Below are 24,739 nucleotides of genomic sequence, written 5' to 3'. Positions count from 1 at the left end.
CAGGCTCAGAATAAGGCGAAGGCTGCAACAGGGCTGGCCAGCAGGCCCACGCCCGCCAGGGTCAAGGCCAGCCTTGGCCGATACGGCAACAGCAATACCAGCAGCAGCGCGCTGAGCATCAACACCGCGCACCACTCCACCAACCCTTGGGCCCAACCTGAAGCGGCGACAGCGGGCCAGATCGACACGGCCAGCAACAACCAACCGGCCATGCGCAGGCTTGAGCGCCGCGCGGGCGATGGCTTGCTGTGCAGCAACTCGCCGTGATGGCGGTCGGTGGCCAGGCACAACGCGGTAAACCCGGCGTAGCACATCAACAGGGCGAGCAGCATTCAGTGCGCCTCCTGCTTGAGCGCCATTGCCCGCACGCGTTCGGCCTTGGGTTGCGTGCGGTGCTGCATCTTCCACGCCGCCCAGGTGAGGAACAGGCCACTGGCCAGGCAGGTCAGGTCGAAGCCGGCCATGGCCCAGTCACCCTTGGCCAATGACGTACCCAAGTGCTGCGAGGTGGTCAGTGCGTTGAGCAGAGGGATCGCCACAAACAGCAGCGCAGCGAAGCTCAGTTGCTCGACCCAAGCCTGGCGACCACGGCGCAATACGGCGTGCAGCAGGCTCAGGCCCCAGGCGATAAAGAAGGTTTGTATTTCCCAGTCGGAACGCTCGGCGAAGCTGACCGGCAACAGGCGGTTGGCCCAGAAAAACGCCGCGATGGCGATCATCAAGCCAGACATGCTGGCGATGTTGAGCACTTCCACCAGCCGCAGTTCAAACGGCATAACCCCGGTTTTAGCGTGCTTGAGCTGGCGCTTGCCCAGCCAGATCACCAGGCCGGTGCCGATCATCGCCGTGCCCGCCAGGCCACAGATAAAGTACAGCCAGCGCAGCACCGGGCCAGCGAAATGGCCCATGTGCAGGCCATAGAAACTGCCGCCAATCGCCGCCGGCAGCGATTGCTCGCCACTGACCCGCAGCAACTCGCCGGTGCTGCCGTTGAATGACACGCTACTGCCAAAATCATGCACCACACGGTCGGAGCCGGCCCGCACCACATTGACCGACGCGTTCACATCGCCAGGGTTGTTGACCACCAAACGGCCCACATGCCCACCGGCCCATTGCGTGCGCGCCTGCTCGTACATCGGCCATAACGGCAGCAACTTGCCCGGTTGGCCGAGCGCCGGCGCATTGTTGGTATTGGGGAACACTTCGTTAAAGAACGCGCGGCTGTCGTTGCCATACGAGGCCAGGATCGGCGCCGGCATCACCATGTTCATGAAGATCACCAGGCTGCTGTAGGTGATCATCAAGTGAAACGGCAGCACCAGCACGCCCACTGCGTTATGCCCGTCGAGCCACGAACGCTGGCCCTTGCGCGGGCGGAAGGTGAAGAAGTCCTTGAAGATTTTCTTGTGGGTGATGATCCCGGTGATCAGCGCGACGAACATCACCATCGCGGCGATCGTCGACAGCCAGCGGCCCCATGGGTAAGGCATTTGCAGCTGGAAGTGGAAGCGGTAGAAGAAATCGCCGCCCATGCTTTCGCGAGCCTGGACCGGTTGAGCGCTGACAGGGTCGAGGACTTTCTGGATGAAGTTGCCGCGTTTGCCGGGGTCGATCTTGTCTTGCCACATCACCGACAGGCCAGGGTCACGGCTGTTGGGCAGGGTGATAAACCAGCGCGCGGCGTTGGGCGCCTGCTGCTGCAGATAGGTTTGCGCGGCGGCGAGGCTGCGCGCCGCGTCCAGCGGATGGGCCTGCACTTCGGGCTGCATCCAGTGGGTAATTTCGTCTTTGAAATAGGCCAGGGTGCCGGTCAGAAAAATCGCAAACAGCAGCCAGCCGAAGATCAGGCCGGCCCAGGTGTGCAACCAGGCCATCGCCTGGCGAAAGCCCTCTTTCATGTGCGTGCCATCCAAAAACCCACGCCCGCCAGGGTGGCAAATAACGCGCTCGGCAGCATCACGCCAAACCAGGCGCGCGAGGCTGTGCGGCAGGCGAAGCACCAGATGACGGCCAGCAGATAGAACACAAACGAACTCATCATCCCGGTGATCACCGCGTCGGCGCGCGAGGTGGGCATCCACAGCGCCATACACACGGCCGCCAGCGACGCCATCAGATAGCCGCCGACCACAGCGGCCAATGCACGCGAGGTGACGGCGAGGCGGTAAGAGACGGCCAGTGAGGGTTTGCTTTTCATCGGGGAGACGCCAGATTCATCAGCGCGCAATATTAATGATAAATATTCTCATAAGCAAAAGAGAACGGATGAATCACCTGCCCGCATGGATTGCCGAACGCGTATCACGCCCCTTACAATGCGAACAATTCTTGTTCTCTAAAGTGCATAGATACTTTCGGAGTGAACGCGTTGCAGCCGTCCAACACCGTCGAAGTCCTGTACCACGACCATCACCTCTGGCTTACCGGCTGGTTGCGACGCAAACTCGGCTGCCCGCAAAGCGCGGCGGACCTGGCGCAAGACACCTTCATCCGCGTGCTCACGGCCCGCGAAGCCCCCACGCTGATCGAGCCACGCGCCTTCCTCACCACCGTGGCCAAACGTGTGCTGTTCAACTTCTACCGCCGCCAGGACCTGGAGCGCGCCTACCTCGATGCCCTCGCGCAGATGCCCGAACACGTGGCGCCCTCGGAAGAAGACCGCGCCATCATCCTGCAAACGCTAGTGGAGCTGGACCAACTGCTCGACGGCCTGCCCGTGCAGGTCAAGCGCGCCTTTCTGCTGGCCCAGCTCGACGGCCTGACCTACGCGCAAATCGGCGCCGAACTGGGCATCTCCATTGCCACGGTCAAACGCCATCTGAATAAAGCAGCGATGCGCTGCTACTTCGCCCTATGAACTTTTCTACCCAGGTTGCGGAACAGGCTGTGCACTGGCTGATGAAAATGCAGCAAGGTACGCTTAACCCGCGCCAGCAAGCGGCGTGGCAGCACTGGCTGAATGCCCACAGTGAACATCAGCGCGCATGGGACCATATCCAACGCGTCAACCAGCGCCTGCGTGGCATGCCCTCGCCTCTCGCTCACGCAGCGCTGAACGCGCCGCAATCGAGTAGCCGACGCCAGGCCCTGAAGCTGTTGCTGATTCTCGGCGCGGGTTCAGCCGCCGCATGGGGCTTGCGCCAACAGCATATTTTGCCGCCGCTGAGCGCCGACTACCGCAGCCCCATTGGGGAACGTCGCAAGGTGCAATTGGCCGATGGCAGCCAGTTGCAGCTCAATACCGGCAGTGCGGTGGATGTGCATTTTGATCGGCAGCAGCGCCTGATCCGCGTGCTCGAAGGCGAGATATTGCTGACGGCGCGCGCAGGTGATACGCCGCTGCGCGTACTCACCGGCCAGGGTTTGCTCAGCAGCCAGGCCGCCCGGCTGAATGTGCGCCAGTTCAACGACCATACTCAACTGGCGGTGTTTGACGGCCATGTCGACGTGATGCCCAACAGCTACAGCGGTTTGCCGTTGACCGTCGAGGCCGCGCGCCAGGTCAATTTCACCCGCAAAGGCTGGGACACGCCGCGCCCGAACGACGCCAACAGCGGCGCCTGGGCCGACGGCATGCTGGTGGCGGCGCATATGCGCCTGGACGATTTCCTCGCAGAGCTTGGCCGTTATCGCCGGGGCCAGCTCAACTGCGACCCGCAAGTGGCCAACCTGCTGTTGTCCGGCAGTTATCCATTGGCCGACAGCGAACGCATTCTCGACCTGCTGGAAGTCAGCCTGCCGGTCAAGGTGCGGCGCTTTACGCGCTACTGGGTGACCGTTCAGGCCCGCGCCTGAAAAATTATTTTCAATAACAGTGAGCCGTTTTCCACACCTCGCGTGACAGAGAAGGAAAGCCCCCTTGATCCTTCCTTCTCAGGACCGCACGTAATGCCCCAGCAGCCGCCCCCTCTCGCCCGCACCTTGCGCCAACTGTTACTGGGCGCCAGCCTCAGTTTTACCGTACTGCCTCAGGTGGTGGCGGCCGAGGCCAAGCCGTATCACATCGCACCAGCCTCGCTGGAAGCGGCGCTGAATCAATTTGGTCGCGAAGCTGGCGTGCTGATTTCGTTCGGTTCGCAAGTCACGGCCGGCCTGCAGAGCCGTGGTTTGTCGGGCAATTACAGCGCCGACGAAGGCCTGCAAAAACTGCTGGAAGGCACCGGCCTGCAAGCCCGCGCCGAGGGCGACAAGGCCTACAGCCTGCAACCGGCCAGTGCGGCTGCGACCGTGGAGCTGCAAACCTCCAGCGTGGTCGGTAACTGGCTTGGCGATGCGGCGCAAACCAATGTGTTCGAGCACCCTGGCGCCCGTGATGTGATCCGCCGCGAAGAGTTCGAACGCCAAGGCGCCACCCAGGCCCGCGATGTGCTCAACCGCATCCCCGGCGTCAACGCCCCGGAAAACAACGGCACCGGCAGCCATGACATGGCGCTTAACTTTGGTATTCGTGGCCTCAACCCGCGCCTGGCCTCGCGCTCCACCGTGTTGATGGACGGCATTCCGGTGCCGTTCGCGCCCTATGGCCAGCCGCAGTTGTCCTTCGCGCCGATCAGCATGGGCAACATGGACGCCGTAGACGTGGTTCGCGGTGGCGGTGCCGTGCGCTACGGCCCGCAGAACGTCGGCGGCATCGTCAACTTCGTGACCCGTGCAATCCCGGATACGCCGACCGTCAAAGGCGGTTTGCAGACCGAGACCAGCCCGTCCTCCAGCCATGACGGCTTCAAGACCACCGGTAACCTGCTGGCTGGCGGCACTGCCGATAACGGTTTGGGTGGTGCGATCCTGTACTCCGGCACCCGTGGCGGCGACTGGCGCGAAAACAGCAACACGCGCATCGACGACCTGATCCTCAAGGGCAAATACCAGCTGGATGACGCCAACAGCTTCAACGCCATGGCGCAGTACTACGAGGGCCAGGCCGATATGCCCGGCGGCTTGAACGTCAAGGACTACAAGGCTGACCCTTACCAATCCACCCGCCCTTACGACAAGTTCTGGGGCCGCCGCACAATGTTCAACGCCGGCTACCGTTACCAGGAAGACCGCCGCGAATTCACTGCCAACACTTTCTTCACCACCACGTTGCGTAATGGCTACCTGGACCAGGGCAACTTCCTGTCGTTGTCCCCGCGCGAGTACTGGGTACGCGGCCTGGAAACGCGCTTCGCCCAAGGCTTCGACCTCGGCCCTACCAGCCATGAAGTGGGCGTTGGCTACCGCTACATCAGCGAGGCCGGCCATGAGATGCGCTACCGCACGCCGATCAGCGCCAACCAGCAACTGCCCAACACCAACAGCCGCAACGACCGCGACACCCGTGGCGCCACCGAAGCCAACGCGTTCTTCATCGACGACCGCATTGATATCGGCAAGTGGACCATCACGCCGGGCGTGCGCTACGAGATGATCGAGTCCCAGCAGACCAACAACCTGAGCAACGTCAAATACAAGGGCGACTACAACACCGCGCTGCCGGCGTTGAACGTGCTCTATCACCTCACCGAAGACTGGAATCTCTACGCCAACACCGAAGGTTCGTTCGGCAGCGTGCAATACAGCCAGATGCCCAACCGCGTGAGCAGCGGCGAAGTGAAACCGGAAAAAGCCCGCACCTGGGAACTCGGCACGCGCTACGACAACGGCAGCCTGCGTGCGGAAATCGGCGCGTTCCTGATCAACTTCGACAACCAGTACGACAGCAACCAGACCAACGATACGGTGATCGCCCGTGGCGAAACGCGCCACCAGGGCATCGAGTCGAGCATCAACTACGCCCTCGACGGCTTGAGCCCGGCGCTCGCGGGCTTTGACGTGTACGCCACCTACGCCTATGTGGACGCGACCATCCGCGAAGACGGCCCGAACAAAGGCAACCGCGTGCCCTTCTCGTCCAAGCACAAAGGCACGCTGGGCGTGGGTTACACCGAAGGCCGCTGGAAGCTCAATGTCGACAGCAGCTACCAGAGCAGCCAGTTCGCCGACAACGCCAACACCCAGGCCGAAACTGCCGACGGCGCCAACGGGCGTATCCCCGGCTACATGCTGTTCAGCAGCCGCGCAGCGTATGACTTCGGCCCGCAACTGTCGGACTTGAACGTGGCGGTCGGAGTGAAAAACATCTTCAACAAGCAGTACTTCACGCGCTCGTTCGACGACAACAACAAAGGCAAATATGTAGGCGAGCCGCGCACGGTGTACGTGCAGACCTCCATCGCGTTTTAGGTACCGGCGAGGCTGCGAAGGCGGCGGCACGGGCGACACATAAGTTGCCTGACCCACCGCTTTCGCAGCCTCGCTAAAGCTCGACAGCTCCCACAGGGGATCGGCTGTGTTGGTTAGATCTCAGTTCGTAGGGCCATCGCGTCATACACAAATCCCGCCAGCGACAAAGATCCAATGTGGGAGCTGTTGAGCCTCAGCGAGGCTGCGAAGGCGGCGGCACTGGCAAAACATAAGCTGCCTGACCTACCGCTTTCGCAGCCTCGCTAAAGCTCGACAGCTCCCACAGGGGATCGGCTGTGATGGTTAGATCTCAGTTCGTAGGGCCATCGCGTCATACACAAATCCCGCCAGCGACAAGGCTCAAATGTGGGAGCTGTCGAGCCCCGGCGAGGCTGCGAAGGCGGCGGCACGGGCGACACATAAGTTGCCTGCCCCACCGCTTTCGCAGCCTCGCTAAAGCTCGACAGCTCCCACAGGGGATCGGCATTGTCGTTTAGATCTGCATTGGCCGACTCTAACTGCCTGCCAGGCAACTCGGGGTGCCGGCCACCAAGGCGTCGATGGCGCAGCGCGTCTTGGCTGGCATGTGTGCGGCCGTCGGCCAGATCACGTGGATTGGCGCAGGCTGGTCGCGGTGGCTTGGCAGTACCGCTTCCAGTTGCCCGCGCAGCACGTAATGCGCAATCAACCAGCTCGGCAACCAGGCCAGGCCCACGCCCGCAATCGCGGCATCGGCCACGGCCTGGAGGTCGTCGAGCATCAACAGCGAAGGCACACCGGGGCGCTGCGAGGTATTGCAACGGTAGGCAATGCCTCGGTGGGCGGCGAGGTCGTCGATAGCGTTGATTGGCCCGACCCGCTGCAAATAGGCCGGTGAAGCTGCCAGCCCAACAGACTGTTCGCCCAGGCGACGCGCACTCAGGCGGTCAGTGTCCGGCAGCGGACCAATGCGCACGGCCACGTCGAAGCCTTCCTGTGCGAGATCGATCAGCCGGTCAGAAAACGAAATCTCGATCTCCAACGCCGGGTAACGATCCATCAACCCCCACAACGCTGGCGCCGCGTAATGATGACCGAAAGCCAAAGGCAAGCTCGCCCTTAAACGCCCGCGTGGCTGTTGCCGGCCGCTCTCCAACACCGATTCGGCAGCTTCCAGCTCTGCCAGCGCACGCAAACAATGTTCGTAGTACGCCTGCCCATCCTCAGTCAGACGCTGGCGGCGGGTGGAGCGCTGCAACAGGCGAGTGCCCAAGCGCGCTTCGAGGCGCGCCAGGCCTTTACCCACGGCCGAACGCGTAAGGTTCAGTCGTTCGGCAGCCTCGGTCAGGTTGCCGCTCTCGACGACTTGCAGAAAGAGCTCAACACCATCAAAACGCGGAGTGGCCATGCTTAATTGTCGCCCTTAATTCCCTTATCAAAGGAAAACTTATCACGAATAAAGAATTCTGCTCCCGCGAGAATAGCGCTCTCCCCCAAGCAAAAGGAATATCCCATGCCGCCCGCCGCCACCGTATCCGCCGTCAGTGCCCCGCGCACCGCCAGAGATGGCCTGGCACTCACCGCCGTGTGCCTTGTGGCATTGATGTTCGGCCTGGAGATCTCCAGCGTGCCGGTCATCCTGCCAACCCTGGAACAGCAGTTGGGCACCGGTTTTCAGGATGCGCAATGGATCATGAACGCCTACACCCTGGCCTGCACCAGCGTCTTGATGGCCGCCGGCACCCTGTCCGACCGCTTTGGACGGCGGCGCATGCTGGTGTTGTGCCTGTGGCTGTTTGGATTGGCTTCGCTGGCCTGCGGGCTGGCCAATGAGGCTTCCACACTGATCGCCGCGCGTTTCGTGCAAGGCATAGGCGCCGGGGCGATGATGATCTGCCAGTTCGCCATTCTGTCGCACCAGTTCCGCGAACCGGCGGCACGCGCGCGGGCCTTCGCGGTATGGGGCGTGATCGCGGGCGTGGGCCTGGGCTTCGGGCCGATGGTCGGCGCGTTGATTCTGGCAGTCGCGGATTGGCGCTGGGTGTTCCTGGTGCATGTGCCGCTCACGCTGCTGACCTTGCTGCTGCTGCGCATCAGTGTGCAGGAATCCCGCGACCCGGCCGGCCATCGGCTGGATATCGCCGGCATGCTGACCTTGACGCTGTCGGTGTTCGCCCTGGTGTATTTCATTACTCAGGGCAGCGAAAACGGCTTCGGCAGCCCGGCGATGCTTGGCTGGGCCGGTTTGTCGCTGGTCGGGCTGCTGCTGTTCATCATGGTTGAGCGACGCAGCGCGCACCCGATGTTCGATTTTTCGGTGTTCCGCATCCAGCGCTTCAACGGCGCGCTGATGGGGTCGATCGGCATGAATTTCAGTTTCTGGCCCTTCATGATCTACCTGCCGCTCTACTTCCAGGCCGGCCTGGGCTACGACACGCTGACCACCGGCGCGGCCTTGCTGGCCTACACGCTGCCGACCTTGCTGGTGCCGCCGCTGGCTGAACGCCTGGCCCTGCGCTTCGGCGCCGAACGTATTATCCCGCTGGGCCTGGGTTTGATGGGCGCAGGGTTTATCACCATGGCGGCAGTCAATGCGGCGCAGCAACCGAGTATCGTCTTAGTGCTGTTGAGCTGTGTGTTAGCAGGCGTGGGACTGGCGCTGACCAACTCACCTACCACCAACACCACCACCGGAGCCGTCTCGGCCGACCGCGCAGGCATGGCCTCGGGTATCGACCTCAGCGCGCGGCTGATCACGCTGGCGCTGAACATCGCCTTGATGGGGCTGGTGCTGTTGCTGGGCATCGGCCATCACCTTTCCAGCCTGCTGCCTGCCACCACGGCGTTGGATTGGCCCACCATCAGCCAGAACATTGCAGCAGGCAAGCTGGATATAGCAGGACTGGAACCTGCGCAAGCCCAGGCCGCGCTGCGCCATGGCGCCGGCTGGGCCATGCTCTTTGCCGGCCTCGGTGCTTGCGGATTGGCAGGCTTGAGCCGGTACTTCTTCCAGCAGCGCCGCTAAACGAAAACGGGCCTGCAGATGCAGGCCCGTTTATTGGGGTTGAAAAAACATTCAGCTATCAGCTGTTAAGCGCAGCCTGTTCGTTTTCCAGAAATTCCTCTTCCAGCTCGGCCTCGTCAGCCTTGGTATCAGGCAGGCTCTGCCCTGCGGCGCGTGGTTTGCCGCGCAGTTTGCCGTACAGATGTTCCAGCGCATGCTCAAGCTTGGTGGCGGCGCCATCGATCGCCTGTTCCAGCGTATCGGCCTTATGCAGGACCGACAGTGGTTGATGGCCCTTTGGCCGTGCTTCCAGACGGCAACTCAGATCGTGGGGGCCGGGCTTATCGCCGTTTTCATCTTTCAGATAGACCTCAACGCGGGTCAGGTCTTCCTCATAACGTTCGAGCGTGCTCTCAATGGTAGTACGTACCCACTCCTCCAGTCGGATGCTGCTTTCAATATGGTTATCGCTATTGACTTGGATTTGCATAGTTCTTCCCTTATTTCAGCTAGCTCGCGAGAGGTCACAACTGCGACACCGGGGTGGTGAAACCATGACCTCTTGATTACACAATTGAGCAGTCAGAAGAACATTTCAAGCCCTTTGCAAAGATAAATCCCACATTACAAATTAACCCTGACGACGAGCAAAAACGCTGTTAGGGTGGGGAGTTGGTTACATCTTCTTACGCTCAGCGAACCTTACAATTGCCCCTCTCCCAACGGGTGCAATCCGCGAAAAACCCCTGCTTCCTCTACCAGCCAGTCATGCACCGCACGCACGCCCGGGTGGCTCAACGCGCCCGGTGCATACAGCAGCACATAACGTTTGTGGTTGGGCACGGCCAGGCCAAAGGGCACGATCAAGGTGCCGCGCTCCAGCTCATCGTTGAGCAAGGTACGCCGCGCAATCGCCACGCCCATACCCGCGATAGCCGCCTCGATGGTCAGGTGGTTGCGGTTGAAGGTGTGGCCGCGCCGCACGTCGGCGTCGTGGTAGCCGATAGCATTCAGGTAAAACTCCCACTCGGCGTATTCATAACTCCCACGCCACGCGGTGATGTCGTGCAACAGCGGGAAATGCACCAGGTCCGCCGGGCCATGCAGCGGCGGCCTCCCGCGCAGCAGGCTCGGCGCGCACACCGGAAAGATCTGTTCATCGAGCAGGGCTGTGGATAACAGGCCGGGGTAGCTGCCGTCGTTCAAGTCGATGGCCAGGTCGAAGTCGCCCTCGTGCAGGGCGATGCTGCTGTCTTCGGCGACCATGCGCAGTTGGATGTCCGGGAAGCGCTGCTGCAGACGCGGCAAACGTGGGGTCAGCCATTTGCCGAGAAACGACGGGATTGAACGCAATCGCAACGTACCGCTGATCATCCCCGCGTCCAGCCGCTGCAACTCCGCATCGATGCTGCCGTAGGCCTCGCCCACCGTCGCCGCCAACCGCTGCCCTTCGGCACTCAACTCCACGCCACGGGCGCGCCGATGAAACAGCCGAAAGCCCAGGCGCTCTTCCAACTGGCGAATTTGCTGGCTCACCGCCCCCGGCGTGATGTGCAGTTCTTCGGCGCAGCGGGTGAACGACAAATGCCGCGCGGCGCAAGAAAACACGTGCAGCCAGACATAGGTCTGGCCATGGAGAGGGCGAGTCATAGCGTTTAGTCCTGCTAAAGGGTGTCTTAGAATAATTCGTTGGTCAGTGCCGATCCAGAGGCTCAGTATCGCGCCAATTCCGCCTGCTCTACAAAACATGGCAGCGATTTCTACTCCATTGCTTGTAAGGCTTTAGCATGGCTATCAGTGTTTTCGATCTATTCAAAGTGGGCATCGGCCCGTCCAGCTCCCATACCGTCGGCCCGATGCGCGCAGCGGCGACCTTCGCCCAAGCCCTGACCGACCAGCATTTGCTCAGTGAAACGCGACGTATCGAAGTGCGCCTGTACGGTTCGCTGTCCGCCACTGGCGTGGGCCATGCCACCGACCGCGCCACCGTGATGGGGCTGATGGGCGAATGGCCAGACAAGGTCGACCCCACCTCGATCAATGCGCGTATTCAGCAATTGCGCGAATCCGGCCGATTGCTGCTCGCAGGCTCGCAGGACATTGCCTTCAACTGGCACACCGACCTCCTGCTGCTCGACGAGAGCCTGCCCTACCATCCCAACGCCATGTCCCTGCACGCCTATGGCGAAAACGGCCTGCTGAGTGAACAAACCTATTATTCGGTAGGCGGCGGTTTCATCATCGAAGCGGCTGAAGCAGCCTCGGGCATCGCGCCTACCAGCGATGTTGAATTGCCCTACGACTTTTCCAGCGCCGTCGAACTGCTGGCCTTGTGCAACAAGCACGGCCTGCGGGTTTCCGAGCTGATGATGGCCAATGAACGCGCGTGGCGCAGCGATGACGAAATCCGCAGTGGCCTGCTGCATATCTGGTCGGTGATGCGCGAGTGCGTGGAGCAAGGCCTGCGCGATGAAGGCATCTTGCCAGGCGGCCTGGACGTGCCACGCCGGGCGGCGAAATTGCACCGCAGCCTGTTGGAAATCGGCAAACCCAATGTGATCACCTCCACTTTGTCGGCCATGGAATGGGTCAACCTGTTCGCCCTCGCCGTCAACGAAGAAAACGCCGCCGGTGGGCGCATGGTGACCGCGCCGACCAATGGCGCAGCAGGGATCATCCCGGCCGTGCTGCATTACTACATGAAGTTCAACGCCGATGCGTCGGATGACGATGTGGTCAATTTCTTCCTGGCAGCCGCTGCCGTGGGCATTCTCTGCAAGAAGAACGCTTCGATCTCCGGTGCCGAAGTCGGCTGCCAGGGCGAAGTCGGCTCGGCCTGCGCCATGGCCGCTGCCGGCTTGGCCGACATCCTCGGCGCCACACCGGAGCAATTGGAAAACGCTGCCGAAATCGGCCTGGAACACAACCTCGGCCTGACCTGCGACCCGGTCGGCGGCCTGGTGCAAGTGCCGTGCATCGAGCGCAACGCCATCGCGGCGGTCAAGGCGATCAACGCCACGCAAATGGCTCTGCGCGGTGACGGCAAACACTTTATTTCCCTGGACCGGGTAATCCGCACCATGCGCGATACCGGCGCCGATATGCATGACAAATACAAAGAAACTTCACGGGGCGGCCTGGCGGTCAGCTGGGTGGAGTGCTGATCGGAGCACTTCTACCCGCCCCCTACGTGAGCCCGCGCAAAAATAATAACGAGGCAATATCGATGACTGATGTACGTACACCTGCCGCTGAAAACCCTGCTGTTGCTGTAGATAACGTTTTAGATAACACCGTAACCACCGGCTGGACCAAACACGACACCACCTGGATGCTCGGCCTCTACGGCACGGCCATTGGCGCGGGCACCTTGTTCCTGCCGATCAACGCCGGCGTTGGCGGTTTCTGGCCGCTGATCGTGCTGGCGTTGCTGGCCTTCCCCATGACCTTCTTTGCTCACCGTGGGCTGACGCGCTTTGTGCTGTCGGGCAAATCCGGTGATATCACCGAAGTGGTCGAAGAACACTTCGGCGTGGGCGCGGGCAAGTTGATCACGCTGCTGTACTTTTTCGCGATTTTCCCGATCCTGCTGGTGTACAGCGTGGCGCTGACCAACACCCTCAGCAGCTTCATGGAACACCAACTGCACATGGCCCCGCCGCCTCGGGCGATTCTGTCGCTGGTGTTGATCCTCGGCCTGATGGCCATTGTGCGCTGCGGCCAGGGCGTGATCGTCAAAGCCATGAGCGTGCTGGTTTACCCCTTCGTCGCCGCCCTGCTGTTGCTGGCCGTGAGCCTGATCCCCAACTGGAACGGCGCGTTCTTCGCTTCCGCCAGCGAAGGCATGCCGTTGCCGCTGTTCTTCAAGACCCTGTGGCTGGCGATCCCGGTGATGGTGTTCTCCTTCAACCATTCGCCGATCATTTCCGCCTTTGCCGTTGACCAGAAGCGCGTCTACGGCCCACAAGCCGAACGCAAAAGCAGCGGCATCCTCGCCACCGCCCACGGCATGATGGTGCTGACGGTGATGTTCTTCTGCTTCAGCTGCGTACTGGCCCTGTCGCCGGCTGACCTGGCGGCCGCCAAGGCGCAGAACATTTCGATCCTGTCGTACCTCGCCAACCACTTCCAGACGCCAGTGATTGCTTACGCCGCGCCGTTGATCGCGCTGGTGGCCATCACCAAGTCCTTTCTCGGCCACTACATCGGCGCCAGCGAAGGCTTCCAGGGTTTGATCGTCAAATCCCTGCGTGGGCGCAACCGCTCGATGTCGTCCAAAGGGCTGGAACGCTGCACCGCACTGTTCATGGTCCTGACCTGCTGGGCCGTGGCGACCTTCAACCCGAGCATCCTGGGCATGATCGAAACCCTGGGCGGGCCGATCATCGCGTGCCTGTTGTTCCTGATGCCAATGTACGCGATCCGCCGCGTGCCATCTCTGCGCCAGTATTCGGGTCAGGTGTCGAATGTGTTTGTGGTGCTGATCGGGTTGATTGCGCTGTCTGCGATCGTTTTTTCGGTTTTGCCCTGAAATCGAACACAACCCACACCCCCTGTGGGAGCGGGCTTGCCCGCGATAACGGTCTGTCAGTCAGAAATTATTTAGCTGATACACCGCAATCGCGGGCAAGCCCGCTCCAACAGGGGTCAGGCGCAGTCAGGCAAGTCGCTATACGGCACGCCCCTTGCTCTACAGCTACCGAGGCAAACGGACCTTGTGAAACCTCAGCGACGGAGTGGCCGGTGGTCAGGCAACGCGAACTAAACCAGGCACCGGTCGTCAATGACTGCATGTTCTTATCAGGCGGTAACGCACCATGGACAATCCTTTTCAGATCATCACTGACACCTTCACGCCCACCTACCGCGTCAACCTGAGCATCCAACGGCTCGACGGCAGCATCATGCTCACCCTCTCGGACGAGACGGGCGTGGTGGCCAAACGCATGATCAGCGCCGAACAACGCAACGACCCGCAACGACTCAAGCGCCTGGTGCAAAGCATTCAGTTCGGCATCGCCATCGAGCAGGGTCACAGCGCCATGGAGATTCTGGCGGTGATGACGGATGGCGACAGCCACAAATTATTGCAGCCGCCGCCCGCCCGCACCTTGCCCTTCAGCGTCGGGCTTTAAAGCTCGCCCTTCTCGGTTTCCAGGCTCGCCTCGCCTTTGCGACGCGGGCCTTCGACCTTCACCGACGGGAACGCCGACGAGGCATAGCGCACCACCAGAATCGAGAACGCCAGCAACAGAATGCCGCCACACAGGTAGATGATGCCGATGTCCGGCGGGTTGTGGTGCGACACGTTGGAGATCAGCAGGCGCGTCAGCGCGGTGATTGCCACGTAGATCAGGAAGCGCACGGGCATGTGGTTGGTCTTGAAATAAATCCCGACCATTGCGCCCAATTCCAGGTAGATGAACAGCAGCAAGATATCATCGATCTTGATGTGCCCCGTCTCCAGCATCCCCAGAAACTCCATCACCGCCGCCCAGGCCGTCACCGCACCAATGGCGAACAACGCCAGGTAGTGGAACGTCTCGACAAACAGATTGCCCAGCGACTCGGCCAGCCCATGGACTTGCTGACGCAGCTTTTCGGCCCAGTTAATTTTCACGATGAAGCTTCCTTAGGTCGATTCGACCGGATATTGCGGGTTAGACGTGACGGTTGTTCTGCATGCAGAAAAAAGGCCAGCGGCAGGTATAAGATGATGGCGGGGTGACATGAGGCACTGCAAACCCCTATTTACCGGCTACATTAAAAAACTGCTACCCAAACCCCGTGGTTTGGCTTACCCTTTTTACTGTATATGAATACAGTAGTCGCATAAGACAACTATCGTGAAGGCATGTGAGGTGGTGAATGGCCGTCGAAGTGGTATACCGCAGCAGCCGAGATCTGGAGCGTTTGTTCATGGATAAAGCCGAAGCTGATCGTCATGACAAGATGCTTGAACTCGCTGAGTTGCTGGCAGAAGTGTTGCAAAAAGCCGTGCCGTCCCTGAGCGAGCAGCAGGTGGAGGAAGCCGGGATCTACATGGCGAAGAATCGCGATGTGTTTGCCAAGGCGTTCAAGAGCCAGCCGGATGCATTGTCCGAGTTGCTGAACCCGGTGGCAGAGTAAAGCCCGAATTGAACAGGCCCTGAATCATTGATTCAGGGCCTTTTTAATGCCTGGATTATTTGTAGAGCAGGCGCTCGGCCAGTTCATCGGCCACCCGTGCAGGGGAGCGTTTTTCGGCCTGGGCGTGGGCAAAGATCTCGGTGAGGCGTGTGCCGATATTTGACAGGTGCGCGGTGATACCTGGCAGCTCGGTGCCGGCGTGTTTGAGGGCGACGTAGATCAGGCCGCCGGAGTTGATCACGTAGTCCGGGGCGTAGAGGATGCCGCGCCCCTCTAACTGGTCGGCGATGTCCAGGTTGCTCAGTTGCGCGCTGGCGGAGCCCGCCACGGCAGCGCAGCGCAATTGGCCGACCGTGTGGCGGTTGAACACCGCGCCCACACCGCACGGCGCCAGGATGTCACAGGGTGTGCTGAGCAACGCATCGTTGGCGATAGGGTGTGCGCCCAACTGCTCCATGGCCAATTGCACCTTGCCGTGATCGATGTCGCTGACCAACAGTTCGGCGCCCGCCGCGTGCAGCTGTTCGGCCAGGGCATAACCGACATTGCCCAGGCCCTGGATCGCGACGCGCAAACCTTCGAGGTTATCGCTGCCCAGGCGCGCCATGGCAGTGGTGCGGATGCCGGTGAACACGCCCATGGCGGCATGCGGTGCCGGGTCGCCGGCGGCCGTGGTGCTGGTGACAAAACGGGTGTGTTGGGCGATGCAGTCCATGTCGGCAACGCTGGTGCCGCTGTCGATCGAGGTCACAAAACGGCCGTCGAGTTTTTCAATGCAACGGCCAAACGCTTCAAACAGCGCGGCGCGGCTTTCCACGTGCACGGGGCGGATAATCACCGCCGTGCCACCGCCCACCGGCAAGCCGGCCAGGGCGGCTTTGTAGCTCATGCCTTGGGCCAGGCGCGCGGCATCGGCTACGGCACTTTCATCGTCGGGGTAAGCAAGATAGCGGCAACCGCCCAAGGCAGGGCCGAGGCGGCTGTTGTGGATGGCGATGACGGCCTTCAACCCGGTGACCGGGTCGATGCTCAGGTGCAGCGATTCAAGGCGGGTGCTGTGCATAAGCGCAAACATCGTCAGGCTCCCGAATCACTTCTAGTAGAGGCCCCAGTATAGGCTTGCGGTAGAAAACTGCTGAATCACGCTGGAATAAGCCGCCAGGTTTCGTAGGCATCACGACATAAGCACGCAGGACATTTCTTAAGTTACTGGACGAAAATTCACAGCAAGGCTAAAACGTGGGCATCCGCCGGAGAATGCAATGAATCCCCGCAAAGCCTTTTTCGCCTGCCTGGACCGCTCACCGCCTGCGCTGTTTGAAGCCGCGTTGTGGATGGCGGCTGAACACGATCCGAGCGTGCAACCCGTGCTGATCCTGCAAGACCTGACCCTGCTGCAACAACAGGTCAGCGTCGGTATGCCCATGCTGCCAGCGGATGAGCTCGGCCAGCCGTTGCTGCGGCGCATGAATGACTTGGGGTTTGCCCAGGATGACTCCACACCGCTGCGCCCCGCCGCCGCGCTGCTCGACAAGGTACTGCAGCGCAAACGCGGCCAGCCCTTGGCCATGGGCCTGATCGCGCTGGAGCTGGCGCGGCGCCTGGATATCCCCATGGTGGGGGTTAATTTCCCGGGCCATTTCCTGCTGCGAGTGCCCGGTGCCGACCACCTCTTGGACCCCTGCGGCGGCCGGCGCCTGTACCCCAACGACTGCCGCGAGCTGTTGCACCGCCAGTACGGGCCAAACCTCAAGTTGCAGGCCGAGCACCTGCTCACCGCCGAACCGCGCGCGATACTGCAACGGTTGTCACGTAACCTGCGCCAACTGCACCTGGCCAATGACCACCCGCTGTCGGCCCTGATTGATGCCGAGCGCGTGCTGGAGTTGGGCAACGCCAGCGCTGCGGATTACCTGGCGCGGGCCAGCCTTTACCAGCGCCTGGACTGCCCGAGCGCCGAGCGCTTTGACCTCGAACACGCACTGCTGCTCAGCGAAGACCCGATCCAGCGCCTGCGCCTGACCGAGCGGCTGGGGCATTTGCCACCCAACACCGTGGTGCACTGATGGGTGGGAGCTGGCTTGCCTGCGATGCAGACGACTCGGTACACCTGGCCTATCGAAGTGATGCTATCGCAGGCAAGCCAGCTCCCACATTTGATCTGCGTTGAATCAATGATTGGCCGGCGCCTTGAGAATATCGCTGTGCAATGGACCCTGCGGCGCGTTGGAGCCAGGCGAGCGCACTTGAATGATCAGCAGCGCCGCAATCACCGCCGGAATCGCGCAGAAGAAGAAAATCTGCTCCACCGGAATATGCATCGCCAGCAACATGCTGCCAAACAACGGCCCCAGGATTGAACCAAAGCGCCCCACGCCCAACGCCCAGCCGGTGCCGGTAGCACGCACATGCGCCGGATAGAAGTTGCTGGCGAAGGCGTTGAGGGTCAGTTGCCCACCAATAATGCAGAAGCCGGCCGCGAACACGCAGGCCACTAGATAACGCGGGTTGTCATGGTTCAGCCCGAGCAAAATCGTGCACACCGCAGCCGCCGCCAGCACGCCGGATAGCAGCCGCACTTTGCTTTTCAGGCGGTCGGCAAACCAGGCCATGCCGATGGCGCCCAAAGTGCCGGCAAACAGGAACATCGAGGTCACAAGGTTTGCTTGCTTCAACGTCAGGCCGCTTTCCAGCAACAGCGTCGGCAGCCAGCTGATCATGAAATACAGCAGGATCAGGCTGACAAAAAAGGTGGCCCAAATCAGCATGGTCGGACGTGCATAGCCGTTGCGAAACAGCTCCACCACCGTGAGTTTGCTGCCCTGCTCCTGAAGATTCTCTGCCTCGCTCGCCAGCGGCGGCTGCCAGTCGGGCAGCATGCGCGCCGTAACCTTTTGCAGTCGCGCATACGGCGGCGCATCCCGCAGCAAACGCGGCAAGGATTCCGGCAGCAACCACACCAGGAAGGGGAACAGCAGCAACGGCGTCACCCCGCCTGCCAGAAACACCGCCTGCCAGCCGTAGCCTTCGATAAAACCTGCGGCTACAAACCCACCCGCCGCGCCACCGAACGAGAAGCCGCAGGCGGCCAGGGTCACCATCAAGGTACGCATGCGCGGCGGGGAATATTCCGACATCAACGCCATGGCGCTGGGCATCGCGCCGCCCATGCCAATGCCGCAGATAAACCGCGCGGCCATCAGTGTGGTCAGGGAGTTGGCGAACACCATCAGCACGGTGAGGCTCGCGTAGATCAGCACGCAGGCGAGCAGGATACGGCGCACACCAAAGCGGTCGGCCAGCGGCGTTACCAATAACGAACCCAGGGTCAGGCCCAACAGGTTGGCGCTGAATACCGGGCCGAACGCGGCTTTTTCCAGCCCCCAATCCTTGGCCAATGCCGGCACTACGTAGCCCAGCACCTGGGCGTCATAGCCGTCGGTTACCAGCAGCAACGCCAGCAACAGGAGAATCAACCACTGGTAGCGCGACACCGGACGGGCGTCGAGTGCCGCGCGAAAGCTGGCAATCTGATTGTGCATCGCAAGGTACCTGTTATTTTTATAAGGATGACGCGGATCAAACTGTGGGAGCTGGCTTGCCTGCGATGACGGTGTGTCAGCCAGCGAATGATCAACTGATAGGCCGCTATCGCAGGCAAGCCAGCTCCCACATTGATTTAGGGGGTGTCGGGTTGGTTGGCCGGATGCGCTTGCACAAATGCCGGATGCTGCGCCGCCAGCGCCGCCACGCGTCCAATGCGTGGGTACGCGCCCAACGGCACCTTGAAACGCTCAGCCGCGTACAACTGCGGGATCAGAAACGCATCCGCCATCCCCGGCTGGTCACCAAAACAAAAGCCTTCATCCCCAATCAACTGCTCCACCGCGCCCAGGCCCTGGCTGATCCAATGCCCGATCCACTCGAGCACTTGCGCCTCGTCATGCCCCCATTTACGCAGCAGGTTTTGCGTGCTGGAGTTGTGCAGCGGATGGATATCGCAGCCAATGATCGACGCCACCGCACGCTCATGGGCGCGGGTCGCCAAGTCCTTGGAAAGCAGCGGCGCCTGTGGATAACACTCTTCCAGGTACTCAATGATTGCCGGTGATTGAATCAACAGTTCACCCTCATCGGTACGCAGCGCCGGCACGCGGCCCTGCGGGTTGATCGCCAGGTACGCCGGCTGGCGATTCGCACCGCCCGGCGGGACCAGCAGGTTCACCGGCACGGCGGTAAAGTCCAGCCCCTTGAGTGCCAGGGCGATACGCACCCGGTACGACGCCGTAGAGCGGTAGTAGGTATAGAGTTCCATCGCCCTGCCCTCTTAGCGTGCTGCGATCACAGTGCCACGGCATTCGCCGAAACCGATGGAGGCAAACCCCTCACGGCTGCAACGGGCGCGCAGGATGATTTCGTCGCCATCTTCAAGGAACTTGCGCACCTCGCCGGAGGCCAGTTCGATCGGCTTTTTACCGCCTTCGGTAATTTCCAGCAGGCTGCCGAACTGCCCCGGCTGCGGCCCGGACAAAGTGCCCGAACCAAACAGGTCACCGGCCTGCAACTGGCAGCCATTGACGCTGTGGTGAGCAACCATTTGCGCTACGGTCCAGTACATGTGCTGGGTGTTGCTCAGGGTCAGGCGGTGTTCCGGCAAGTTTTGCTCGCGCATCGCGGCGGTGGTCAGCAGCACTTCCAGTTCGATGTCGAAACCGCCAGCGGCCTGGTCATGCGTGTCCAGCAGGTAAGGCAGCGGCTGCGGGTCACCTTCGGGGCGCGCCGGCTGGGCCTTGCGAAACGGCTCCAGCGCTTCGGCGGTGACCACCCACGGCGAGATGCTGGTGATGAAGCTTTTCGACAGGAACGGGCCGAGCGGCTGGTATTCCCAGGCCTGGATATCCCGCGCCGACCAGTCGTTGAGCAGGCAGAAACCGGCGATATGCTCGGCGGCGTCGCCAATGGCAATCGAGTCGCCCATGGCATTGCCCTGGCCGATCCAGATGCCCAGCTCCAACTCATAATCCAGGCGCGCGCAGGGGCCGAAGGTTGGCTCGGTGTGGCCGGCCGGCAGCGTCTGGCCTTTAGGCCGACGTACGTCCGTACCCGAGGGGCGAATGGTCGAGGCGCGGCCGTGATAGCCAATCGGCACGTACTTGTAGTTGGGCAGCAACGGGTTGTCGGGACGGAACAGTTTGCCGACGTTTTGCGCGTGTTCGATGCCCACATAAAAGTCGGTGTAATCACTGATTTTTGCCGGCAGATGCATCTGGCAATCAGCCGCGCGGTGCAGCACCTGCGCCTCACGGGTGTGCAGCTTGCTGCCTTCGGCGAGTAGCTCCAGCAGGCGCTCGCGCAAGGCTACGCGCGGGCCACGGCCGAGTTCAAAAAACGCGTTCAGTTGACCACCGGCAGTGGCTTCAACGGCACGCCGTGCTTCACCTTCGAACTCATCCAGCGCAGCGTGCAGGTCGAGAATCGAATCGCCAATCGCCACGCCACTGCGCGGCGCCGAGCCATTGATGCTGAACACGCCCAGCGGCAGGTTCTGCAAGGGGAAATCGCGGTGGCCGTTGGCGGAGGCTACCCAGCTGCGGGTAAAGGTTGGCTGAGTCATCGGTTATCTCCGGTTCGGGTTGAAGGTGGCGGGCAGCGAGGCCCAGCACGCATCGTAGGAAGGTTGCAGTTGTGGGCACTCAAGGGCGAACTGTGTCGGGCGCAGCACCTGGCTGGTCTCAAACATGAAGGCCATGGTGTTATCGATCTTGTGCGGCGCCAGGTCCACGTTGATGGCTTTGGTGCAGGTCTCGCCGTCCGGGCCATGGGCGCTCATGCAGCTGTGCAGCGACGCGCCACCCGGCAGGAAACCCTCGGCCTTGGCGTCGTAGGCGCCCTGGATCAGGCCCATGTATTCGTTCATCAGGTTGCGATGGAACCACGGCGGACGGAAGGTGTTCTCGGCCACCATCCAGCGCGGCGGGAAGATCACGAAGTCGAGGTTGGCCAAGCCGTGAACACTGGTGGGCGAGGTTAATACGGTGAAAATCGACGGGTCCGGGTGATCGAAACTCACCGTGCCGAGGGTGTTGAAGCGGCGCAGGTCGTACTTGTACGGCACGTTATTGCCGTGCCAGGCGACCACGTTCAACGGCGAATGGTCCAGTTCGCAAGCCCAGAGTTCGCCGAGGAACTTCTGCACCAGCGTGGTCGGCTTTTTGCTGTCTTCGTAGTGCGCAACCGGCGTGAGGAAGTCACGCGGGTTAGCCAGGCCGTTACTGCCGATCGGCCCAAGGTCTGGCAGGCGCAGTGGCGCACCATGGTTTTCCGCGACATAGCCGCGAGCCTGCGCATCCAGCAGTTCGATGCGAAATTTCAAACCACGAGGCAGCACCACGATTTCCAGTGGCTCAACGTTCAGCACCCCCAATTCGGTGGCGATACGCAGACGGCCCTGCTCGGGGACGATCAACAGTTCGCCATCGGCGTTGAAGAACACCCGCTCCATGGAACGGTTGGCGCGGTAGTTGTAGATGCTGATGCCTGAGGGTTTTTCCGACCCGGAGTTAGCGACCATGCCTACAAGGCCGTCGACAAAGTCGGTCGGCTCACTTGGACTATCCAGCGGGTTCCAGCGCAAGCGATTCGGCGTCACCGCGCCCAACGGCCCACCGGCCAATTGCCGTTCCAGCTTGATAAACGCCGGGTGGTTGGCTGATGGCTGAATGCGGTACAGCCAAGTGCGGCGGGCTTCGCTGCGCGCCATGGTAAAGGCGGTGCCGGAGAACAATTCGGTGTACAGGCCGTAGGGGGCTTTTTGCGGGGAGTTCTGGCCGACGGGCAGCGCGCCGGGCAGGGCTTCGCTGGCGAATTCATTGCCGAAGCCCGACAGGTATTCGAGGTTCATGGATCATCCTCTGTGCGGAAGTTGTTTTTATCGTAATCCAGTTACGCATAACGTAATTTGATCACTATCGACCGTCAAGCTATAAAGACGCCCATTCATCTCTCGGATTCTCGCCCTTCCATGGAAAAGCCCCGCGACACCGGTAAACAGAAAGTCCGCTCGGCCGAAGTGGGCACCGATATCCTCAAGGCGCTGGCCGAGCTGTCCCCGGCCACTTCGCTGTCGCGCCTGGCCGACCATGTGCAGATGCCGGCGAGCAAGGTCCACCGCTATTTGCAGGCACTGATCGCCTCGGGCTTCGCCGAGCAGAACGCCGCCACCAACCATTACGGCTTGGGTCGCGAGGCCTTGCGCGTAGGTTTGGCAGCGCTGGGCAGCATGGATGTGTTGAAAGTCGGCGCGATGCCGCTGGCAGAGCTGCGCGATGAATTGAATGAAACCTGCTTTTTGGCGGTGTGGGGCAACCAGGGCGCGACCGTGGTGCAGATCGAGCCTGCGGTGCGCGCCGTCACCGTGGTGACGCAGCTGGGTTCGGTGCTGCCGCTGCTCAGCTCGTCCACCGGGCTGGTGTTCAGCGCCTATTTACCGTCGCGGGAAACCGTGGAATTGCGCGAACGCGAGATTCAGGCCGGGACTGCCCATGCCCTGGCGGACGACGAGGCTTACGCCAGCGCCTGCGAACAGATCCGCAGCCGTGGCCTGCACTTTGTGCATGGTTTGCTGATGCCCGGCGTGGATGCGTTGTCGGCGCCGGTGTTCAATGCGGTCGGGCACGTCGCGGCGGTGATGACCGTGGTCGGCCCCACCTCACTGTTCCATGCCGATGAAGACGGCCCGGCGGCGCAGCACTTGCTGGCGGCGACTCGGGCCGTGAGTTGGCGCATGGGCTATCAGCCCTGAATCACTCGTCCCAGCCTGACAAAGCCAGCGCCACGCGGTTTTCCACGGCTTTGACCTGCGCGCCACCCACCACGTAGTTGTTGCTCAGCATCGAGAACACCAGCTTGCGCCCCTTGCTATCGGTGATGTAACCGCTCAAGGACGACACGCCGCCCATGGAGCCGGTCTTGGCATGCAGGTTGTTCTCGGCCGGTGTACCGCGCAGGCGATACCGCAGGCTCCCGCCGGTCATGCGGTCGGTGTTGCCGGCAATCGGCAGCGCGTTGTACCAGGCGTTGAACCACGGCTGTTTACTCGCGGCCAGCAGCAGGTCGGTGAGGTTTTGCGACGACACCAGGTTACGCCGCGACAGCCCCGAACCATCGACCTGGCTCAATGTCGCCGTATCCAGCCCCTGGCGCTTGAGAAACCCGGCCACCGCCACCGCACCCGCCGCCGCCGTGCCGCTGTTGGCCGTCTGGCGGCCCATGGCCTTGAGCAAGGCTTCGGACATGTTGTTGTTCGAAAGTTTGAGCAGCGGCGTAATCAATTCCTGCAACGGCGCCGACTTGTGCTCGGCCAGTACCGTCACCGCAACCGGGCTGGCACCGCCCATCACTCGACGGCCAAGCACTGTGATGCCTTGCTGCGCCAGCGCTTGCTCGAACAGGTTGGCCACCAGTTGCGTTGGCTCCCAGACACTCACCAGTTGCTCGCTCTGTCGCCCCGGCGCCACGGCCCCACTGAGCTGCAGCAGGTTGGTGCCATGGCGACGGTTGATCCCGTAGGTGTTGCCCGGCCCGCTGACCGCGCGGTTGCTCAGTTGCAGGTAGTTGGTTGGCGGGAAGATGTCGACACTCACAGGCTGCCCGGCCCGCGCTGGCGCCTTGGCGGTGACCAGCACGCTGCCAGCATCGAAATCGGTATTGGGCGACACGGTCAGCGCCGAAATCTGTGCGCCGTAGTAGGTGGTTTCATCGTCATGGGACCAGTCGACACCCAGCCGCTCGGCGTCAAACCAGGTGTCGTCAAACACCAGGTCGCCCTGCACCTGACGCACGCCCTGGCTGGCCAATTGCGCCGCCAACGCCTGGTAATCGGCGAACTGAATGGTCGGGTCACCCAGGCCGCGCAGGTACAGGTTGCCGGTCAAGCGGTCGCCCTGGCGAATGCCGTTGCTCAGCAGTTGCGTGGCGAAACGGTACTGCGGCCCAAGCACATCCATGGCCGCGGCCGTGGTCAGCAGTTTGAGGTTGGAAGCCGGCACCAGCCGCGTGCGCGGGTTGTGCTGATACAGCGTGGCGCCACTGTTGGCGTCCCGCACCATCAGCGAGACCGAGGCGCCGTGCAGCGCCGGGTCGGCCAGCAACTGGTCGAGGCTGTGCCCGGTGGCCGTCTTGGAAGGCGTGGCGCAACCGCCCAGTAACAAACTCAAGCCCACCAGCATCGCGCTGGTGTGTATCCATCGACCCAACTGCATCAGTACCGTTTTCCCGCAAAGCCTTCAGTGGCGGCAACGCTACCAGCTCATTGCCGTTGTGGCGAGCGGGGCTGCTGTGGCGAGGGAGCTTGCTCCCGTTGGACTGCGTAGCAGTCCCATGCTCTTAAAGCAAAGAGCG

The 24,739-nt window shown here is 61.7% G+C and carries 23 protein-coding genes; 10 read left to right on the top strand and 13 right to left on the bottom strand.

Going from position 1 to position 24,739, the window contains the following annotated elements:
* Nucleotides 1–5: 5 nt before the first annotated feature.
* The 3 genes from HBO41_RS16595 to HBO41_RS16585 are packed head-to-tail and all read right to left on the bottom strand — an operon-like array spanning nucleotide 6 to nucleotide 2,200.
* Nucleotides 6–332 (bottom strand): DUF3325 domain-containing protein, encoded by a 327-nt coding sequence (locus HBO41_RS16595; RefSeq protein ID WP_169986968.1) that lies wholly within the window; start codon nucleotides 330–332, stop codon nucleotides 6–8.
* Nucleotides 333–1,901, bottom strand: a complete 1,569-nt coding sequence (locus tag HBO41_RS16590) for a PepSY domain-containing protein (protein ID WP_169986966.1) — start codon at nucleotides 1,899–1,901, stop codon at nucleotides 333–335.
* On the bottom strand, nucleotides 1,898–2,200 hold the full coding sequence (locus tag HBO41_RS16585) for a DUF3649 domain-containing protein (protein ID WP_026013535.1): 303 nt from the start codon (nucleotides 2,198–2,200) through the stop codon (nucleotides 1,898–1,900). The genes HBO41_RS16590 and HBO41_RS16585 overlap by 4 nt, the downstream gene beginning before the upstream one ends.
* A 171-nt stretch (nucleotides 2,201–2,371) precedes the next feature.
* Here HBO41_RS16585 and HBO41_RS16580 point away from each other — a divergent pair, with 171 nt between their 5' ends.
* The 3 genes from HBO41_RS16580 to fecA all read left to right on the top strand — a co-directional run bounded on the left by HBO41_RS16580 (nucleotide 2,372) and on the right by fecA (nucleotide 6,228).
* Entirely contained in the window at nucleotides 2,372–2,860 is a 489-nt protein-coding gene (locus tag HBO41_RS16580; protein WP_099548693.1) for a sigma-70 family RNA polymerase sigma factor, read from the top strand.
* Nucleotides 2,857–3,798: a FecR domain-containing protein gene (locus tag HBO41_RS16575; RefSeq protein ID WP_169986964.1), complete on the top strand. Its 942-nt coding sequence runs from the start codon at nucleotides 2,857–2,859 to the stop codon at nucleotides 3,796–3,798. Before HBO41_RS16580 ends, HBO41_RS16575 begins: the two co-directional genes overlap by 4 nt.
* A gap of 93 nt (nucleotides 3,799–3,891) precedes the next feature.
* Entirely contained in the window at nucleotides 3,892–6,228 is a 2,337-nt protein-coding gene (gene fecA / locus HBO41_RS16570) for a TonB-dependent Fe(3+) dicitrate receptor FecA (protein ID WP_169986962.1), read from the top strand.
* Nucleotides 6,229–6,742: 514 nt separating this feature from the next.
* On the opposite strand, the gene HBO41_RS16565 is transcribed toward fecA, so the two are convergent.
* Nucleotides 6,743–7,615 (bottom strand): LysR family transcriptional regulator, encoded by an 873-nt coding sequence (locus HBO41_RS16565; RefSeq protein WP_017135165.1) that lies wholly within the window; start codon nucleotides 7,613–7,615, stop codon nucleotides 6,743–6,745.
* A gap of 105 nt (nucleotides 7,616–7,720) precedes the next feature.
* Here HBO41_RS16565 and HBO41_RS16560 point away from each other — a divergent pair, with 105 nt between their 5' ends.
* Complete coding sequence (locus tag HBO41_RS16560; RefSeq protein WP_169986960.1) at nucleotides 7,721–9,232, top strand: MFS transporter; 1,512 nt, start codon at nucleotides 7,721–7,723, stop codon at nucleotides 9,230–9,232.
* A gap of 58 nt (nucleotides 9,233–9,290) precedes the next feature.
* On the opposite strand, the gene HBO41_RS16555 is transcribed toward HBO41_RS16560, so the two are convergent.
* Together HBO41_RS16555 and HBO41_RS16550 are read right to left on the bottom strand one after the other, a co-directional pair.
* Nucleotides 9,291–9,701 (bottom strand): HPF/RaiA family ribosome-associated protein, encoded by a 411-nt coding sequence (locus tag HBO41_RS16555; RefSeq protein WP_017135168.1) that lies wholly within the window; start codon nucleotides 9,699–9,701, stop codon nucleotides 9,291–9,293.
* 212 nt (nucleotides 9,702–9,913) lie between these two features.
* A complete protein-coding gene (locus HBO41_RS16550; RefSeq protein ID WP_169986958.1) occupies nucleotides 9,914–10,861 on the bottom strand; it encodes a LysR substrate-binding domain-containing protein in 948 nt (315 codons plus the stop codon).
* A gap of 137 nt (nucleotides 10,862–10,998) precedes the next feature.
* Between HBO41_RS16550 and HBO41_RS16545 the strand changes: the two genes are divergently transcribed.
* From HBO41_RS16545 to HBO41_RS16535, 3 genes are all read left to right on the top strand, one after another.
* Entirely contained in the window at nucleotides 10,999–12,375 is a 1,377-nt protein-coding gene (locus HBO41_RS16545) for an L-serine ammonia-lyase (protein WP_099548465.1), read from the top strand.
* 62 nt (nucleotides 12,376–12,437) lie between these two features.
* Nucleotides 12,438–13,742, top strand: a complete 1,305-nt coding sequence (locus HBO41_RS16540) for a serine/threonine transporter (RefSeq protein WP_017135170.1) — start codon at nucleotides 12,438–12,440, stop codon at nucleotides 13,740–13,742.
* Between the two features lie 286 nt (nucleotides 13,743–14,028).
* On the top strand, nucleotides 14,029–14,346 hold the full coding sequence (locus tag HBO41_RS16535) for a DUF3509 domain-containing protein (RefSeq protein WP_099548463.1): 318 nt from the start codon (nucleotides 14,029–14,031) through the stop codon (nucleotides 14,344–14,346).
* On the opposite strand, the gene HBO41_RS16530 is transcribed toward HBO41_RS16535, so the two are convergent.
* The gene (locus tag HBO41_RS16530; RefSeq protein WP_017135172.1) at nucleotides 14,343–14,831 is read right to left on the bottom strand and encodes a phosphate-starvation-inducible protein PsiE; all 489 of its coding nucleotides are present in this window, start codon (nucleotides 14,829–14,831) and stop codon (nucleotides 14,343–14,345) included. The two genes, HBO41_RS16535 and HBO41_RS16530, sit on opposite strands and share 4 nt — an antisense overlap.
* A 248-nt stretch (nucleotides 14,832–15,079) precedes the next feature.
* On the opposite strand from HBO41_RS16530, the gene HBO41_RS16525 reads away from it, so the two are divergent.
* Complete coding sequence (locus tag HBO41_RS16525) at nucleotides 15,080–15,340, top strand: YebG family protein (RefSeq protein ID WP_138451819.1); 261 nt, start codon at nucleotides 15,080–15,082, stop codon at nucleotides 15,338–15,340.
* A 55-nt stretch (nucleotides 15,341–15,395) separates the two neighbouring features.
* On the opposite strand, the gene HBO41_RS16520 is transcribed toward HBO41_RS16525, so the two are convergent.
* The gene (locus HBO41_RS16520; protein ID WP_017135173.1) at nucleotides 15,396–16,415 is read right to left on the bottom strand and encodes a Glu/Leu/Phe/Val dehydrogenase dimerization domain-containing protein; all 1,020 of its coding nucleotides are present in this window, start codon (nucleotides 16,413–16,415) and stop codon (nucleotides 15,396–15,398) included.
* Between the two features lie 187 nt (nucleotides 16,416–16,602).
* Between HBO41_RS16520 and HBO41_RS16515 the strand changes: the two genes are divergently transcribed.
* Nucleotides 16,603–17,406 carry a SirB1 family protein gene (locus HBO41_RS16515; RefSeq protein WP_169986956.1) on the top strand — a complete coding sequence of 268 codons (804 nt, stop codon included), beginning with the start codon at nucleotides 16,603–16,605 and terminating at the stop codon, nucleotides 17,404–17,406.
* Between the two features lie 105 nt (nucleotides 17,407–17,511).
* Here the strand turns inward: HBO41_RS16515 and HBO41_RS16510 are convergent, their stop codons facing one another.
* The 4 genes from HBO41_RS16510 to hmgA all read right to left on the bottom strand — a co-directional run bounded on the left by HBO41_RS16510 (nucleotide 17,512) and on the right by hmgA (nucleotide 22,241).
* Nucleotides 17,512–18,882, bottom strand: coding sequence for an aromatic acid/H+ symport family MFS transporter (locus tag HBO41_RS16510; protein WP_169986954.1), 1,371 nt, complete (start codon nucleotides 18,880–18,882; stop codon nucleotides 17,512–17,514).
* A gap of 137 nt (nucleotides 18,883–19,019) precedes the next feature.
* A complete protein-coding gene (maiA, locus tag HBO41_RS16505; protein ID WP_017135176.1) occupies nucleotides 19,020–19,655 on the bottom strand; it encodes a maleylacetoacetate isomerase in 636 nt (211 codons plus the stop codon).
* A 12-nt stretch (nucleotides 19,656–19,667) separates the two neighbouring features.
* Nucleotides 19,668–20,954, bottom strand: a complete 1,287-nt coding sequence (fahA, locus tag HBO41_RS16500) for a fumarylacetoacetase (protein ID WP_017135177.1) — start codon at nucleotides 20,952–20,954, stop codon at nucleotides 19,668–19,670.
* Nucleotides 20,955–20,957: 3 nt separating this feature from the next.
* Nucleotides 20,958–22,241 (bottom strand): homogentisate 1,2-dioxygenase, encoded by a 1,284-nt coding sequence (gene hmgA, locus HBO41_RS16495; RefSeq protein ID WP_017135178.1) that lies wholly within the window; start codon nucleotides 22,239–22,241, stop codon nucleotides 20,958–20,960.
* A 120-nt stretch (nucleotides 22,242–22,361) separates the two neighbouring features.
* Between hmgA and HBO41_RS16490 the strand changes: the two genes are divergently transcribed.
* Nucleotides 22,362–23,141, top strand: a complete 780-nt coding sequence (locus tag HBO41_RS16490) for an IclR family transcriptional regulator (protein ID WP_017135179.1) — start codon at nucleotides 22,362–22,364, stop codon at nucleotides 23,139–23,141.
* A 1-nt stretch (nucleotide 23,142) separates the two neighbouring features.
* On the opposite strand, the gene dacB is transcribed toward HBO41_RS16490, so the two are convergent.
* Nucleotides 23,143–24,600: a D-alanyl-D-alanine carboxypeptidase/D-alanyl-D-alanine-endopeptidase gene (gene dacB, locus HBO41_RS16485; RefSeq protein ID WP_026013537.1), complete on the bottom strand. Its 1,458-nt coding sequence runs from the start codon at nucleotides 24,598–24,600 to the stop codon at nucleotides 23,143–23,145.
* Nucleotides 24,601–24,739: the final 139 nt, after the last annotated feature.

Source organism: Pseudomonas sp. WS 5146, assembly GCF_012985495.1.
Taxonomy (GTDB): Bacteria; Pseudomonadota; Gammaproteobacteria; order Pseudomonadales; family Pseudomonadaceae; genus Aquipseudomonas; species Aquipseudomonas edaphica.
This window is presented reverse-complemented; position numbering and strand designations above follow the sequence as displayed.

Coding starts and splice junctions, on each gene's coding strand:
- HBO41_RS16595 (WP_169986968.1), bottom strand. CDS start 332: ATGCTGCTCGCCCTGTTGATGTGCTACGCCGGGTTTACCGCGTTGTGC.
- HBO41_RS16590 (WP_169986966.1), bottom strand. CDS start 1,901: ATGAAAGAGGGCTTTCGCCAGGCGATGGCCTGGTTGCACACCTGGGCC.
- HBO41_RS16585 (WP_026013535.1), bottom strand. CDS start 2,200: ATGAAAAGCAAACCCTCACTGGCCGTCTCTTACCGCCTCGCCGTCACC.
- HBO41_RS16575 (WP_169986964.1), top strand. CDS start 2,857: ATGAACTTTTCTACCCAGGTTGCGGAACAGGCTGTGCACTGGCTGATG.
- fecA (WP_169986962.1), top strand. CDS start 3,892: ATGCCCCAGCAGCCGCCCCCTCTCGCCCGCACCTTGCGCCAACTGTTA.
- HBO41_RS16565 (WP_017135165.1), bottom strand. CDS start 7,615: ATGGCCACTCCGCGTTTTGATGGTGTTGAGCTCTTTCTGCAAGTCGTC.
- HBO41_RS16560 (WP_169986960.1), top strand. CDS start 7,721: ATGCCGCCCGCCGCCACCGTATCCGCCGTCAGTGCCCCGCGCACCGCC.
- HBO41_RS16555 (WP_017135168.1), bottom strand. CDS start 9,701: ATGCAAATCCAAGTCAATAGCGATAACCATATTGAAAGCAGCATCCGA.
- HBO41_RS16550 (WP_169986958.1), bottom strand. CDS start 10,861: ATGACTCGCCCTCTCCATGGCCAGACCTATGTCTGGCTGCACGTGTTT.
- HBO41_RS16545 (WP_099548465.1), top strand. CDS start 10,999: ATGGCTATCAGTGTTTTCGATCTATTCAAAGTGGGCATCGGCCCGTCC.
- HBO41_RS16540 (WP_017135170.1), top strand. CDS start 12,438: ATGACTGATGTACGTACACCTGCCGCTGAAAACCCTGCTGTTGCTGTA.
- HBO41_RS16535 (WP_099548463.1), top strand. CDS start 14,029: ATGGACAATCCTTTTCAGATCATCACTGACACCTTCACGCCCACCTAC.
- HBO41_RS16525 (WP_138451819.1), top strand. CDS start 15,080: ATGGCCGTCGAAGTGGTATACCGCAGCAGCCGAGATCTGGAGCGTTTG.
- HBO41_RS16520 (WP_017135173.1), bottom strand. CDS start 16,415: ATGTTTGCGCTTATGCACAGCACCCGCCTTGAATCGCTGCACCTGAGC.
- HBO41_RS16515 (WP_169986956.1), top strand. CDS start 16,603: ATGAATCCCCGCAAAGCCTTTTTCGCCTGCCTGGACCGCTCACCGCCT.
- HBO41_RS16510 (WP_169986954.1), bottom strand. CDS start 18,882: ATGCACAATCAGATTGCCAGCTTTCGCGCGGCACTCGACGCCCGTCCG.
- maiA (WP_017135176.1), bottom strand. CDS start 19,655: ATGGAACTCTATACCTACTACCGCTCTACGGCGTCGTACCGGGTGCGT.
- fahA (WP_017135177.1), bottom strand. CDS start 20,954: ATGACTCAGCCAACCTTTACCCGCAGCTGGGTAGCCTCCGCCAACGGC.
- hmgA (WP_017135178.1), bottom strand. CDS start 22,241: ATGAACCTCGAATACCTGTCGGGCTTCGGCAATGAATTCGCCAGCGAA.
- HBO41_RS16490 (WP_017135179.1), top strand. CDS start 22,362: ATGGAAAAGCCCCGCGACACCGGTAAACAGAAAGTCCGCTCGGCCGAA.
- dacB (WP_026013537.1), bottom strand. CDS start 24,600: ATGCAGTTGGGTCGATGGATACACACCAGCGCGATGCTGGTGGGCTTG.